At 43.1% G+C, this 15098-nt stretch carries 10 protein-coding genes; 5 read left to right on the top strand and 5 right to left on the bottom strand.

Translation table 11 applies throughout. The annotated features are described in order from the left end of the window. The 3 genes from GC102_RS11325 to GC102_RS11315 form a co-directional block, all read right to left on the bottom strand. A partial coding sequence (locus GC102_RS11325) for a glycoside hydrolase domain-containing protein (RefSeq protein ID WP_171689622.1) occupies positions 1-3807 on the bottom strand: 3807 nt, incomplete at its 3' end. Between the two features lie 239 nt (positions 3808-4046). Further along, entirely contained in the window at positions 4047-5762 is a 1716-nt protein-coding gene (locus tag GC102_RS40310; protein ID WP_171689621.1) for a cache domain-containing sensor histidine kinase, read from the bottom strand. Continuing rightward, positions 5759-7330 (bottom strand): response regulator transcription factor, encoded by a 1572-nt coding sequence (locus GC102_RS11315; RefSeq protein ID WP_171689620.1) that lies wholly within the window; start codon positions 7328-7330, stop codon positions 5759-5761. Before GC102_RS11315 ends, GC102_RS40310 begins: the two co-directional genes overlap by 4 nt. A gap of 218 nt (positions 7331-7548) precedes the next feature. Between GC102_RS11315 and GC102_RS11310 the strand changes: the two genes are divergently transcribed. The 5 genes from GC102_RS11310 (at position 7549) to GC102_RS11290 (ending at position 12014) form a co-directional block, all read left to right on the top strand. Next, on the top strand, positions 7549-8868 hold the full coding sequence (locus tag GC102_RS11310) for an ABC transporter substrate-binding protein (RefSeq protein ID WP_171689619.1): 1320 nt from the start codon (positions 7549-7551) through the stop codon (positions 8866-8868). Positions 8869-8936: 68 nt separating this feature from the next. Further along, positions 8937-9824 carry a carbohydrate ABC transporter permease gene (locus GC102_RS11305; protein ID WP_171689618.1) on the top strand — a complete coding sequence of 296 codons (888 nt, stop codon included), beginning with the start codon at positions 8937-8939 and terminating at the stop codon, positions 9822-9824. Positions 9825-9826: 2 nt separating this feature from the next. Next, complete coding sequence (locus GC102_RS11300; RefSeq protein ID WP_171689617.1) at positions 9827-10657, top strand: carbohydrate ABC transporter permease; 831 nt, start codon at positions 9827-9829, stop codon at positions 10655-10657. A 108-nt stretch (positions 10658-10765) separates the two neighbouring features. Continuing rightward, complete coding sequence (locus GC102_RS11295; protein WP_171689616.1) at positions 10766-10912, top strand: hypothetical protein; 147 nt, start codon at positions 10766-10768, stop codon at positions 10910-10912. A 256-nt stretch (positions 10913-11168) separates the two neighbouring features. After that, positions 11169-12014, top strand: a complete 846-nt coding sequence (locus GC102_RS11290; protein ID WP_171689615.1) for a sugar nucleotide-binding protein — start codon at positions 11169-11171, stop codon at positions 12012-12014. 56 nt (positions 12015-12070) lie between these two features. On the opposite strand, the gene GC102_RS11285 is transcribed toward GC102_RS11290, so the two are convergent. Both GC102_RS11285 and GC102_RS11280 read right to left on the bottom strand, forming a co-directional pair. Then, positions 12071-13180, bottom strand: coding sequence for an ABC transporter substrate-binding protein (locus GC102_RS11285; RefSeq protein ID WP_171689614.1), 1110 nt, complete (start codon positions 13178-13180; stop codon positions 12071-12073). Then, on the bottom strand, positions 13177-14970 hold the full coding sequence (locus tag GC102_RS11280) for an RNA polymerase sigma factor (protein WP_171689613.1): 1794 nt from the start codon (positions 14968-14970) through the stop codon (positions 13177-13179). The genes GC102_RS11285 and GC102_RS11280 overlap by 4 nt, the downstream gene beginning before the upstream one ends. Positions 14971-15098: the final 128 nt, after the last annotated feature.

The following is a 15098-nucleotide window of genomic DNA, read 5'->3' as shown; positions in this document are numbered from 1 at the left end:
CGCTGTGATCGTATGTGTGTTCGCGCCAATTTCTCCGTTCTCCGCGAGATTATAGAGCTCAAGCTCATACACAGCATACATGCCCCATGTCGTATAGTTCGCATCATTGACCTGTATTCTCAGCTTCAGTGCATCTCGTACTTCAGGAATATTGGCAAAGGTGTGCTCCATTACGTTGTCATCTATGCTGCTTTTCCATTGGATCGGTACCCCCTTCGCTATGGTTTCAAAGTTTACTCCGTCTGTAGAAGCCTGAACATCAATATTGGAAATACCCTGGATTAATCCAGATGTCGTGGCCATGACGATGGTGTTAAAGGTTTGCTTTTGTTCCCAAGTAAGATTAATTTGATGCGGAAACGGATGATCGGTATTGTAGCCTCGCGAACTCGCGAACATGGTATAAATAATGCCGTCAACCATTTTCTTGGCACTATAGTCTTCGCCTTCGCGTTCTGCCGTTGCTGAAATATCAGAATAGCTTCTGGCAATATTGGTGCCTGGCTCATTCACATTTCCTTTGAGAAAGTTCAACGTGTAGAGCTTTGTCGTCGTCCCGTCGCTTGCGGTGGACCTGATATGAACCACGCTTTTCCCGACTGGAATGTCAAAAGTCTGTGCTGTGTTATCGGCGACCCGCTTTCCGTTGATCTGCAGAGTACCTGCATCGTCCGAAAGCGTTGGCGTAATCGCGATGGTACTTACATCATTAGGAATCATGACTTGGAAGGTCGTCGTGCTGTTGTCAAACGTAAAGGAGGGAACATTAGAGATTGTTAAATTCCTCAGCGTTCCATCTGCTACAGGGCTTATCTCTCCGTTGTCTGGGAGGTTATAAAGCTCTAGCTCATATATAGCATATATGCCCCAATACGTATGGTTAGCGTCATTGACCTTTAACCTCAGCTTCAGCGCGTTATTAACTGTAGGGATATTCGCATACGCGTATTCCATGATGTTGTCGTCTTTGCTGCTATTCCATTGAATCGGTACCCTCTTCGCAATTGTGGTCCAATTCGTTCCATCTGAAGTAGCCTCAACATCAATATCTGTTATCCCCTGTAATAACCCTGATGGTGTGGCCATGACAATCGTATTAAAGGTCATCTGTTGATCCCAAGTAAGATTGATCTCATGTGGGAACGGATGCGTGTTAGTATACCCGCTAATACTAGCAAACATGGAACCATAACTGCCGTCAACCATATTCGAAGCACCATAGCCGCTATTGGCTTCCCTTGCAGCTGTTGCTGTAATATCTGAATAGCTTCTCGCAATATTGGCGGTCTGTTGATTTACATTGCCTTTGAGAAAGTTCAACGTATAGAGTCTCGTGGTTTCCCCATCACTTGCGGTAGACCGAATAAGGATCTTACTTTTACCTGTAGGGATGTTGAATGTAAGTCTCTTACCGCTGCCGAAACGTTGCCCGTTGACATCCAGGGTGCCATTTGCATCCGCAAGCGTTGGTGTAATTGTGATCACGTCTACATCGTTGGGAATGATGACCTGGTAATTCATATTGTTTTTATTAAAAAGAACCGAAGGCGCGTTAGTCATCTCCAAACTTTGCAGCGTTCCGTCATAGATCATCTGTCCTTCATACATGCTTACTCGAAAGCCGTCAACGTACAGGTTTTTGTTTTCCAAGTTCACTACCCTGATCGTGTGCTTGCCTGCTGACAGATTATGATTGCTGTATACCGATATCGAATCGAGTTGAACTTTCTCATATAGGTCTATAATCACCGGAGCGGAATCGTCGACGGTTACGGCAATTTTACCGGAGCCTTCATTTTTCTCCGCAATAAGATCGATACCGGACCCTGTAAAGGTATAGGTCAAATCATCTTCCGCTTTCAACGTGCCTTGAACACCGCCCATATAAGCGTATTTCCGGCTTTTTGCAAACCATTCACCATTGAAGGTGATCTCGCCGGTCGCGTTATCGGTCATGTAGGTCATAGGTACATCCTGCCCATCGTAGGGACTACTTGGCACAGGAATTGCACCCACAGGGTCTCCGGCAGCCGCTTTAACCAGATAATTATGAAGCATTCTGATATATTCAGGGTCAACGGTATATTTTCTCGGATCAGACGGGTTAACAGCGCTGTCCGCTATACGTTTGGCAAGCTCGGGATTGGTTTGCTTGAGTTGGTGCATCAGTTCGTAATCCTCAAGTCCGTCTCTTTGGGCCTCGTAGCGCAGCGAGCTCTTAACCGTCATATGATCCTTATCCGGATATACGATCGTGGAATCGCCATAATGCGGGACATACCATACGTTCCATCCCCAATGCAAGTGCCCTTGAACACCGTCTTGGCTAAGATTCCAGAATAACAGCCTGCCTGTCGATATGGGTTGCGTCCAGAATCTGTTCAACCATGGAGCCGGATTGGCATCGCAAGTATACACCCACAAGTCTTTGCCTGCCGCCTGCTCCGCCTTATATAGATTTTTCTTGTCCTGAAAAACCGGCGTTAACGGGACCCAAACATCCACATAGGGTTTGATGGCTTCGTTCATTAAAGTACCGCCCGCATCAGCGTCCAATGTCTTGAAATCCGGAACGATTTCTTTTAATTGTCTTGCGATATACGTCATATAGTTTGTAATGCTAGCACCGTTGGGTTCGTCCTTAGTATGCTGATACCAAGTGAAACCATTATCGTTAAGCCAACCTTTATCTTCTAAATGATCGTGCAATGCCGACAAGTAGTTAGTAAGATAAGCGTCTGTAACAGGTAGTGAATCGGGTTCGGGTATGGACGTTTTCCACGGATCTTCGGGATTATCATTGTTTGGCCTCTCACTTTGTGGCATTTGTTCTAATGCATGGATCAAGTGAATGTTCGCAAAATGAGTAATCCCTCTATCCATAAAGGTTTGAACATATCGATCGAACAAAGACCAGTCTATATGTTCCGGTATCCCGTCTTTAAAAGACACCATCTTGGTACCCTTTGCGTTTAATAATAGGTCTGTACGAACCCAAATCATGTTCTGACGATAGTCGGTCATGGTTTTGGCGAAATTATCCATAAGTTCAAACCACTCATCGCTATACGTCTCCACTCCGTAGTAGTTCTGACCAACGTCATAACTAGACTGAGTTAGAGGATCATCAGCAATCTCAGGTGGAGAACCTCCAATCATAAAACCATTAGTCATAGACCACTGATAATTAACGAAATTAGCCTTAGAGGTTTGAGGGATTTCAGCGTTAGCTACTTCAACGTTAATAGGTACTTGATAATCGCCCAAAGTCGATTTCACCGTAACCATACCGTGATAGAGGCCAGGAACAGCATCGGCAGGGACATAATTCGTTATTAAGATGGGCTGAGTTGAATTTGCCGCCACATGTATAGATGTATCGTTCGAAAGCGGGTCGGGAATTTCGGATAAGGGGTAGATTTGCGTGCCTACCAAATCCGGTCGATATTGATTGGGCTGCACGGTATCCTCAAGCACGTATTCTTCAAAATGATAGCTTAAGTTGCTGTTTGAGATCGTATTTCCAGAAGATGCAAGATCGGAAAATTCAATTCCAGTAATCTCAAAATCACTATTGCTTCTTACAGCAATTTGCTCACTTTCGTATTCGTTTCTGGCTGAAACAAGATCAATGCTGTTTCCAGGATTTGCGGGGATCGTGCTGGTCCTGTATACGGCTTTCATTGCATTTACCACCCACACGTCCAACTGGCCGCTATCAGCATAGACACTAGGAGCATTGTTCTGAAGAAAGAAGCTTGCTAGAATCATAAAACAGATCATTTTACACATTGTTCGTTTGAACATAGATCAACAATCCTCTCGTTCTTTATTTAATGTCAGACACAATCATTTAAAGCGCTTGCAATGGTGGTTGGCGATGCCATCTGTTCATATTTACATTGTATTATCATTTGAACCCCTGCAAAATAATAGTATTTTTTGAAATCTAACAGATTTCGATTGGAAACAAAAAAACGAACATGGCTTTACCGCCGCAACACAAAAAAAAAGCCATGCTCTTATGAGCATTGGCCCTTATGTGATCATGACTCGTCTTCTCTAATGTGACGATACTGCGGTATGCGTACGATAACTGAAGTGCCAATCCCAGGTTGACTATGAATAATGATCCCGTATTCGGATCCGAATAAGAGCTGTAATCTATCTTGCACATTTTTCATGCCATAACCAGTACTTTCATGTTTAAGAATACGCTCAATTATATACGGTTCCATACCGACGCCATTATCCTCCACGGCAAAAACAATATCCTCACCGTCGAGACTTGCCCGCAGGATGAGTTTACCTCGCCCCTCACGCTTCAGATCGAGGCCATGCATAATCGCATTTTCAACAATCGGCTGCAAGATCAAATGGATCATTTCAAATTGAAATACCTTGTCGTCTGCATCGAATTCTACTTCAAATCTTGTATTGTGCATAGCTATTTGAATATGTATGTACGCTTGGACGTTTGTCCATTCATCTTGAATCGAAATAATCTGCTTCCCTTTATTTAAAGTCGTTCTGTAAAAACTAGAAAGATGATTCACCAAGTCACTAATTTCTTGGGCATCGATACGCAGCGCTTTTGAATTAATTAAAGACAAAGAGTTGTATAGAAAATGGGGATTGATCTGAGCTTGCAGCGCTTTGAGTTCGGCCGACTTTTGAGTGATCTTTGTCTGATATACCTCCGAAATGAGCTGATTAATTTGTTTAAGCATAGAACCGAATTGATCGGTAAGCTGCCCGATTTCATCTTTCGAATTCGTTGATACAACAACAGTAAGATCACCATTTTCCACCATCTTCATTTTGGTGTTTAATTTCTCGATTCCTTTTAACAGCGTTTCTGAGAACAAGAAGATAATGATACTGAGGAAAACCATACAGATGAGTACAATGATGCCCGTTGCGCTTAAAATATTGCCAATGCCTGTTTTGTACTGATTATCAGGGGCCAAATAATGCAGTATCCAATCGGTTTGAGGAATATCTTTGTTTACAACTAAATAGGATTCGCCACCTATGGTCGCTTTTGAAGTACCCTTCCTTGAAAGTGATTGTAGTTGATCATCATCCATCTGCCCAACATGCTCTGTTAAAACGGGCCGATTCTGTCTATCGGTAATGATGATGCCATACCCTTCATTCACCCTGCCAATGAAATCACCAAAGATTTTATTGTAATCAAACCTGACATAAAGTTCACCGCTCACGGTCTGAAACTCGATATTGTAAATCACTCGTGTGGCAAACAATTCTCCATCTTCGAACCACCACTTGGTTGTATCACTGCCCTTTGTCTCTAGATACCAATCCTTATCCTTAACTGCTGTAGAAGGAGTAATGAAGTTTCCTAATTCAGATAGCCGATTCTCGGAATACAACATAATCTCATTCATATCTCCAACCATATACATCAAGTTAAAAAAAATAGGTTCAATTTTATCATTCAGCGTCTTAAATTGTGTGTACAAATCCTGATTCGGATTACTCATCAAATCAATAAGCGCAGGATGGAAAACAATCGATTTCATTGGGACATCCTGCCTCTGAAGTCGGTAACTGATCTCTAGTGCGACCTTCTTCGCCTCGTTATCCGCGCTTTGCAAAAACTGGCTTTCCAATGAAGATTTGGAATTATGGTAGGCATACAAGCCCAGTACAATTGTTGGCAGGAAAATGACAATCACATAAGAAAGTAATAATTTTTGGCGCAGGCGGAGATTACGAATAAATTTGAGCGGAGTCACCTCCTTCCACCACGCTCTCGATATTGAACAGGAGTCAAGCCGTTATATTGCTTAAACATTAAATTAAAATAGGAAGTGTTCGCGAATCCAACTGTACTGGCAATATCTACAACTTTAATCGTTGAATCACGCAGCAGTTCCTTCGCTCGCTCCATTCGAACGGCTGTAATATATTTGACTAGGCTTTGGCCTGTACTTTTTTTAAACAGAAAACTTAAATAACTTGGCGATAAAAAGACGCGCTTGGCTAGATATTCGACCCCAATATCACTCCCGTATTCTAGCTGGATGAGCGTCTGTACATCTTCAATCACTTTGCGGCATTGATCATCTGTCGCCGTTTCGATTCGCAGCAAATGCTCCTGAAAAACGGATAAAATGACTTGCCTCAACTCAGCAATCGAATTGCAAAGTGCAATTCGCTCCAAGCCATCCTTTAATAAATTGACGTATTTTTTTCCTTGAAACTCTACTATTTTTTTTAATATTTCAGTAAATATGAGTTTGGCATAAATAGAACTAAACCGCTTACAACTGCGCATACTCGCAATGAGAAACTCTATTCGATGCTCAAGTGTACGATAATCATTTTGTGCAATGGAAGTATAAATATCCTTTAGCATAAGCTCTAACGATTCGTCATCTACATGGACATAAATGCTTTCATCATCTTTGGAACAAACGACACTGCTATCCATAAAAAACCGAAAATTCATTAACTCTTCCATTTGGTTAAACTCGTCATGAAGTCCCTCTAGCTTATCGATCGGACGACCAACAATAATAAAACTTCGCCGATCGAAGCGAGTCTCCAGCCATTCTTTAACCCAATTCCCATAAGCCATAAGCTCTTGCTGGTTATCGCTGATCGTTGAAGCTGGATCTATAGCGATTAGCATGATGCTTTGATACTCATTCATATTTAAATAAAGCATCTCTTGTTTACAAGTCGACTGAAGGCATTCGAACACTTCTGCATGATGCAGATCAAAAAAATGATTTAGCAATCCAATCATAATCATATACATCCGCTTATTTGACAGATGACTTAGGCCAGCAAAAGCTGCCCGTTCCTCGAAATGGACGTCACTCTCACGGCCTTGAAGGAGATCAAACAGGAGCTTTTCTTTCTCATACGCCACTCCTTTATGAAAGCCTTTGATCAGCAGCTCATCTTTCTCTCTCTGAAGTCGTTCGTCCTCAAGTATATTGATTATGGAATGGAACACTTTGAGGAATTCCTTCACATCGATCGGCTTTAACATATAATTAACCGTTCCAAGCTGAATCGCTTTTTGTGCATATTCAAATTCCCCATAAGCACTGTAAATAAGCACCTTAAGGTCCGGAGCGACTACTTTTGCCTGCCTAATTAACTCTAGACCGTCCATGAATGGCATGCGAATATCCGTGAATAACAGATCGACATGATGCCCCCTTATATAGTCCAGCGCTACTTCCCCATCATTGGCCTGAGCAACAGAAAATGGTAGAGCATGCTTATGAATAAGCCATTCAATGGCATCAATTTCTGCTTGTTGATCATCGACTACTAGTATATGATACATATTTTCCTCCCTATCCGTTCATACGAGAGCTATTCAAAGCATAGCACGCCAGGTATTCCAATTCATACTATGTTCTTATTAATCGCATAGCTTAGTTACTATTTTTAGATAAATTCTGTTAGGTTTCGAAAAAATCTGTTATTTCGATTAAAATGGCATTTATACTACAATGATAACAGAACTGAGAAACAAACTATCTAAATTTGGGAGGTCTTTGTATGAAGAGGAAATGGTCAGTCTCCGCTACCGCTATACTCACCTTGTCGATCCTATTTACAGGCTGCAGTAATAACAGTACGGACAACAGCAGGACAAAGGAAAATGTAACACCGAAGGTTACAACGGAAACGAAAGAAACAAAGGATCAGGTACCGGTAAAGAAAGTAAAAGTCAGATTATCGTATTGGAACAAAGAAGACAGTGTAAAGACACTTCTGCAATTATTCAAAGATAAACTTCCCGATGTAGATGTGGAGTATCAGTTCATCGATAACAAGACTTACACAGATGTCATCAAAACACAACTTGCAGCAGGCGAAGGTCCTGACATAATCGGTGGAGTAGTGGACGCTAAAACCGTCAAAACAGGTTACTTCGAAGATTTAACAGAGCGCTACGCTAGCAAGTATTATAATACCGGCACGTCCACCGTAACATTTGATAATAAACTGTACGGGTTGCCGCAAGCTAGTTGGTTTAACGGGGTTTACTATAACGTTGATCTATTCACCAAATATAACCTGAAAATACCAAAAACGCTTGATGAGTACTTCCAAGTAGCGGACGTGCTGAAGAAGAATGGCATCAAACCCCAAGCGATCGGTCTAAAGAATCCTAACGTAGCGGGCCAGTCCTTCCTCGGTTTGGCATTAAATGATTTTATCGGCACAACGGAAGGTAAAAAATGGAATGATGATTTTGGCAAAGGAACCGCGAAAATGGTCGATGCGCTGGAGCCTGCTTTGACGACATGGACCGAATACTTGAAACACGGTGTCTTCACCAAAGATATGCTTGGGCTTGAAGAAGAACAAGCCATTGACGAATTTACAAGCGGCAAGGCAGCTATGTTCCAAGCAGGACCTTGGTACATGGAAACCTTTAAGCAAAAAGCGCCTAACATGAAGATTGATATGTTCCCGAACCTGGGCACAAAAGGCGGTCCGGGTTGGATGGTCGGCGGTCCAGGGGTATCGTTTGGATTGAATGCGAAGTCAAAAGTCAAAGATGCGGCGTACAAGGTGCTTGACCTGTTATCCACACCAGAAGGTCAGAATGCTTACTGGACCGATAATAAAGGCGGTTCATCTTTCTTGAAAGGCGTTACTTTTGAAATGCCAGCAGAGTACAACGGTGCTCAAGAAGCTTTCAAGGCAGGCAATGTCATGTACCCTGTTAATAATTGGGGCGTTGCTTATCCTGCTTTCACAGATCTAGGAAAAGGTATTCAAGAAATCATAGCCGGTACCAAATCGCCTCATCAAGTGCTAGAAGCGGTAGACAAGAAAGCAGCTGAACTGCTGGAGAAATCTAAATAGGCCGTATAAATTACAAGGGGCAAAGCGATTTGCCCCTTGTACATCCTATAAGCTAAAGGTTGTTGCACATGAACAAACCAAAAATTTTCAAACGAGAGATCAGTTATGTTTTGCTTTTGCTTCCTGCCTTACTTATTTATTGTACCTTTTTCATAATTCCGACGTTAAAGACCGCGTTATACAGCTTTACAAACTGGTCAGACGTGCATCCGGTTGTTGTCAAGTTTGTTGGTCTAGACAATTATATAGCTCTATTTAAAGATTCACTCTATTTGACAGGTATTAAAAACACTTTAATCTATGCGGTTCTCGCGATGCTTGGGCAGAATGTACTAGCCATTCCATTAGCGGTGTTTCTCAATAAAAAATTAAAAACAAAAAATCTGCTGCGGGCTGCGTTCTTCCTTCCTGCGGTGTTCAGCGTATTGGTTATCGGTTTTCTCTGGAATTTTATGTACTCACCCTCCGACTTTGGCTTGATTAATCAACTTGTAGTCGCTCTTGGCTTTGAACGCATCAATTTTCTCGGAGATCCTCATCTTGCCCTCTATTCGGTCATCATCGCCTCCGTATGGCAGTGGGTTGGTTACACAATGGTTATTTATTTGGCCAACTTGCAGAGCATCTCAACAGATTATTACGAAGCGGCGAAGATTGACAGAGCGAGTGGGTTGCAAATGTTCCGCTATATCACACTTCCTCTACTGCTTCCGGCGATCACTTTCAATACGGTTATGGGGATGATAAACGGCATGAAGGTATTTGATATTGTTTACGCCTTGACTGGTGGTGGCCCGGGGTATTCTACGGAAACGATCGTATCACTCATGCTCAAGAAAGGGCTCAGTGAAGGTTTCTATAGCTACGGAGCCGCATTCGGTATCGTCTTCGTTATCCTCGTTGGCATCATCACCTTTATTCACATTTCACTAATCAAGATGTGGGAGCGGCGGTAATCATGAATAGATATACAAAAGAAACTGCCGTCACGGAAATTCTCATGCTCGTCTTAGCGGCGATTTTTATGATCCCTATTTACTATTTGATCATCACGACTTTTAAGACCCCAGCTGATGCGGTCTCTCATCCGCTGGGCCTTCCAGTTAACATCACGTTCGTCAATTACATTCGCGCCTTTAAGGCAATGAACTACATTCATGTGTTGGGAAACAACCTTATCATTACGATTTCCTCTGTTACGGGTATTGTTATGTTTTCTGCGATGGCTGCTTACAGTTTGGTACGACGCACTAATCACTTCAATCGGATCGTGTTCCTTTTATTCATGGTTGGGATGATGGTACCGTACCAAATGGGGATCTTAGCACTTTATCAACAGGTAGCCCAGCTTGGGCTTATGAATACCCACACGGGCATTGTTCTTATAGAAATTTGTTACAGCCTTCCGTTCTCTATCTTTTTAATTAAAAGCTTTATCAGCTCTACCGTTCCATTTGAACTGGAAGAAGCGGCAAGAGTAGACGGCTGTGGGGTTTGGAGAACATTCTGGCAGATTGTGTTCCCTCTGCTTACGCCGGTGATTGCCACTGTAGCGATTTTGAATACACTTGGTGTGTGGAATGATTTCATGACACCATTGTTGTTCTTGCAATCCCGTTCAAAGGGTGTATTGCTCTTAGAAGTGTTCCGCAATATTGGGCAATTCTCGACCGACTGGACGAATTTCTTCCCTATGATGCTCCTAGCGGTTGCACCACTCATTCTGTTCTACATTTTCATGCAAAAATATATCATTAACGGCATCACGTCCGGCTCGCTAAAGGGATAGGAGCTTAAAGCTTTGCAAGAGAAAGCCTTTGAAGCTGAATACTTCTATTCATAGGTTGTCACTTGAAACGAATACATTAAAGCCCTGATCCGAATGGAGCAAGGTTTCATGTATTCGTCTTTTTCATTTCTTTTGATCCCCAACCGTACGAATGTCTCTGAAGCATTCCTCCGTTCAGCCCCAAAGCTGAAGCAGCTGGCCGATTTTCTCTTCGACGGTCATAAACAAGAGAAAATTGGCCGCCTGACGATTTGAAAGTACGCTGCCGCGAAAATTAGTCGCTTGCGCGACATGAGTTTCCTTCACAATGTCGATGCCCACAACAAGATGAGAAGTGGTAATTCGTTCATTTTTTCTATTCAATATATAAATTTGACAATTATCGATCAACACAATAAAATATTTTTACGTAACACAATATTTGTATATCCTATGGATCAAGGTCCGTTCGCTCATCTTTCCCACACCGTTAGCAGGTACCTCTCTGAATCCTCAAAGGAGATAAGACTAAATGAAAATAATCATCTTCGGAGTAAGCGGAACAGTCGGAAAAGCATTAACTAAAACTCTTACAGTTAGTCATCATGATGTTTATGGAAGTTATCATTTGAATAAACCGTCATTTTTACCTTCAGGTCGTACTATTCAGCTTCCGATTGGTGAACTTGATGTATTGGAGAAGTTTTTATCGCAAGTCAATCCCGATTTCGTAGTTATGGCTTTGCGCGGAGATTTTGTAAAGCAGCTTAAGTTCCATATTAAAACAGCAGAATACTTAAGAAATACAGGTGGCCGAATGATTTTTTGTTCTACCTCTAATGTATTTGATGCAAGTACCGAGTCGCCGCATTTCGAAGAGGATCCCCCCTCTGCTGCCAGTGATTATGGACAATTTAAAGTGGAATGTGAAAGGGTATTGGCTGAAATACTTTTAGATAAACTTATCATTGTTAGAATTCCAACCCTTTTTGGTCATGATACACCTCGAACTAACGAGTTGAGACAACAGCTTCAAGACGGAGAGTCAATAAAGATTTATTCCAATTTGTATTCCACCAGAAACACCGATCAGTTATTATCGATGCAGCTTACATATTTGATGGAACAAGGGCTAACGGGCATTTACCACCTTGGGACTACCGATATAATGAATCATTCAGAATTCACAAAAAAGCTTTTGACACGTTGGGGTTATACGGATGTTGCATTCGAAGTATTAATGCAGGATACTTTTTCCTCAGTCATTCCCGAAAGATATGATAACTCTCTTTTAACCAATAATCCCTTGCCGCATAAACTCCAAATAAACCACGAGCAGTTGATCGAATATTTATCAATGATCAAGTTTGCCCGTTAGCACAGCAGGCCACCGAGTTTACACTTGGTAGCCTGCTTGAACTCTGTACTATTCATTTAAGTATACCTCGTCCAGGACCTCAGTGTATGTGACACATCGGCACCTTCCAAGATCATTTTGTGAATATCATCATTGATCAATTGTCGGGAAGCATTCCACTTCTTGTTCAGATAGTAGCCACTGAGCTGCACATGATCGAGCTCCTTTAAGTACCGGGACCATATCCGATGTTTATTCAATCCTCGCTGTTCCGATTGCGATTTCGAAATCGGTGGCATCCACGAGTGGCACTCTAGGATGTAATGGCGCAAGAATTCCCATGCGATCCGAGGATTCGACGAATTCGTCGTTATACCGATCCCGCCCATGTAGATCATATTCACCTCTTCCCCGCCTGGTAATAACGGCAAACCGACAACTTCATACCGTTCATCCAGTTTATGATGGTGGGTATCCCATACAAAACAGAATGTCATCGCACTCTCATCAAGCCCATTTTCCGCTATGAAATGTTCTCCGGGCTTACGAATAATATGGTGAACTCTGTATGCATCGATAATTTTGCGAAATGCCTCAATTGTAGCTGGGCTATCCACATATCCTCTTGACGTCGAGCCGTCGGGTGATATGTACCTGCCTCCATTCCTCATTACAAAAGGTTCGAACCACTCGATATCAACACCGAGTCCGAAACCGAACTGACTCGCAATTCCTTCATTGTCTCGAATTGTTAGCTGTTTCGCCATTTCAACCATGTCATCCCAGGTCCAAGTTTCAGTTGGATAAGCTAGCCCTGCCCGGTCGAACATTTCTTTGTTATATATGATGAGCGGTGGGCTGACTTCAATGGGTAGTCCAGGCAGCATTCCGCCATGTCTCGCAACCCGCAGAAGACCCGAATATAAATCCTGTTTCAAGCCTTTATTTTCTGCAATGTACGGGTTTAAATCAATAAATATGCCTCCTGAGTTGCCAATTTGATAGCCACCTGTTTCGATAATATCTGGTGCGTTTTCTGATTTAAGTGCTTGCATGATTTCAAAATAGTCTTTCAACTGCTCGACAACGATCCGAATATCCGGGTTCGCCCGTTCAAAAGACTCCTTCGCGTCCATCACATTTTTCATGTTGTATCCAATTTGTGTTAAAAATCGTATTTCGGTCATGAGTATTTACATCCCTTCTCTTCTCTAATAAAGGTAAGCGCTTTTTCCAAATAACCGACGGCGGCCGTCTCAAATTCTTTTGCTTGTTCCAAATAAACGGCACACGTCTCAAGCATATCCGCTAATAGCATCTCAGATGAACGAATGAACGGCACATATGAGCTCAATTGCTCCATCGCTTCCGCCGATTGTTCATAAGCATCTGAAGCTAGCAACGTCAACCGCATTGCTTCACCTTCGAATGGAACACTACGTAAATAAAGCGACGCATAACGTTTCGCCTCGGCATATACCGCAGATAGCTGCCCTAATCCATACCTGTTCGGTACGACGTGACGGTTACGAAGATGACCTATCCAGCGGTTATATGCTACAAGCCCGGACGTGTACTTTAAGTAGCTGGTCATTGGGCGATAATCGCAGCCATTCCGTGCATAATTGACAGCAAAACGAACGGTCCGTTCAGCTTGCTGCTTTTGCTCCGATATCCGAATTGGCCGAACATCCGGCTCAAGAACACTATCAATGCCTGCTGCAAAACGAACCGGATTGTACGTCACATCGTCGTACGTAAGCGTTTTACCCTCTGGAAGCATTTGATCGGACATATATACGATCTGTTGTTCTTCGTCATACCCGTAAATAACAGACCATTCGTGAACATAGGGCTTAGAAGCCTGTGTATCAAAATACAAAACTGGCTTCCCAAGATCGATGTACTTCCGAATGAAAGGCAGAACCGATTCTTCAATCGGCAAGACGACTGGAAACCGCTCCACTGCTCCGAGAAGAGGTATAGGCGAATCCGAGAGTTGCCCGCAGAGCATCGTTATTTTGTAACCGAGCTCCTCCATGAAGGTCTGCAGCGTTCGTCTCCAGTCAAAAATATAAATGCTATCCGCGAATGTAGTTTGATCCGATATCTTCATGCGAAAAGCAAAGCTGGAGACCCCCATCAGTTCGGCCATCTCCCGACGATCACCTATAGCGGCCAGCATGCGCCCGATACTGTCAATAAAAGTTGATTTAACCGAGATATGCCCCGGCCACTCCGGCATCTGCAAAACTTTACTTCTGATCAATCCACATTCTCCCTTCTCAGGAATTAAGCCAAGAGCGACGCGGATATGCTCTTTTCGCAGCTTTTGGCGCGATCGGTGAATGTATGTATATATGGAACCGGTTGTCATCCGGTACATGGACGCGATCTCCTCAGGGCCCAGCTGGCGAAAAAAGTAAGCCCTGAATATCCCGCGTTCCTTAGGAGTGAGGCAATGAAGCAGTGCATGTATCGTTTCATACATTTCTTTGCGCAGCAAGTTTTCCTGCGGATCCTGATCCCTTACTGCGGCATCGGTCGCGGTGCGAGCAAGATGGTACAGAATACTGTCAAGGTTCTCCCAGTCGACTCGAGGCTCCTCACTCACGGCCGACCCCATAGATGTGAATGGTCTTTCCTTTCGGTACGGGCCGCCGCGACGCAAGCGCATGTTTGCCTGATTGCACACAATCCTGTGGAGCCAAGGGAGGAACCGGCTCGTATCCGCAAGAGATCCCAAATGCATAAATGCTCGAATAAGAGCATCCTGCACGACGTCGTCAGCCATATGTGGGTCTCCAGTCATCCGCTTGGCCCAATCGCACGCTTTGCTCCGATGCTGTTCGATCAGTTCACCGAATGCTTCGGTGTCCCCTTGCTGTGCCCGTTCTACCAAAGTGTTATCAATTTCGTACTGCTGAACAATTACTCGCTCCTTCACTATTGCGCTTGCTTCATTTTCCACATACATTCCCAACCCTCCCTGCTGCGTCATTGCGCTCAATAAGATAGATGCCAATCGCTAGTCAGTTTTGAACAATTAATTAACAGATTTCAACATATTTTCACAATCCCCTTTAGCTGAAATTAAAAAAAGGT

The organism is Paenibacillus germinis, from assembly GCF_013141785.1.
In the GTDB taxonomy this organism is placed as follows: Bacteria; Bacillota; Bacilli; order Paenibacillales; family NBRC-103111; genus Paenibacillus_E; species Paenibacillus_E phytorum.
The sequence above is the reverse complement of the archived record's forward strand: the minus strand, read 5'-3'. Positions and strand labels throughout refer to the sequence as shown.

Bases quoted from the DNA above. Each gene is read 5' to 3' on its own strand.
- GC102_RS11280 (WP_171689613.1), bottom strand. From the start codon at position 14,970: ATGTATGTGGAAAATGAAGCAAGCGCAATAGTGAAGGAGCGAGTAATT.
- GC102_RS11310 (WP_171689619.1), top strand. From the start codon at position 7,549: ATGAAGAGGAAATGGTCAGTCTCCGCTACCGCTATACTCACCTTGTCG.
- GC102_RS11315 (WP_171689620.1), bottom strand. From the start codon at position 7,330: ATGTATCATATACTAGTAGTCGATGATCAACAAGCAGAAATTGATGCC.
- GC102_RS11285 (WP_171689614.1), bottom strand. From the start codon at position 13,180: ATGACCGAAATACGATTTTTAACACAAATTGGATACAACATGAAAAAT.
- GC102_RS11295 (WP_171689616.1), top strand. From the start codon at position 10,766: ATGTATTCGTCTTTTTCATTTCTTTTGATCCCCAACCGTACGAATGTC.
- GC102_RS11300 (WP_171689617.1), top strand. From the start codon at position 9,827: ATGAATAGATATACAAAAGAAACTGCCGTCACGGAAATTCTCATGCTC.
- GC102_RS11305 (WP_171689618.1), top strand. From the start codon at position 8,937: ATGAACAAACCAAAAATTTTCAAACGAGAGATCAGTTATGTTTTGCTT.
- GC102_RS11290 (WP_171689615.1), top strand. From the start codon at position 11,169: ATGAAAATAATCATCTTCGGAGTAAGCGGAACAGTCGGAAAAGCATTA.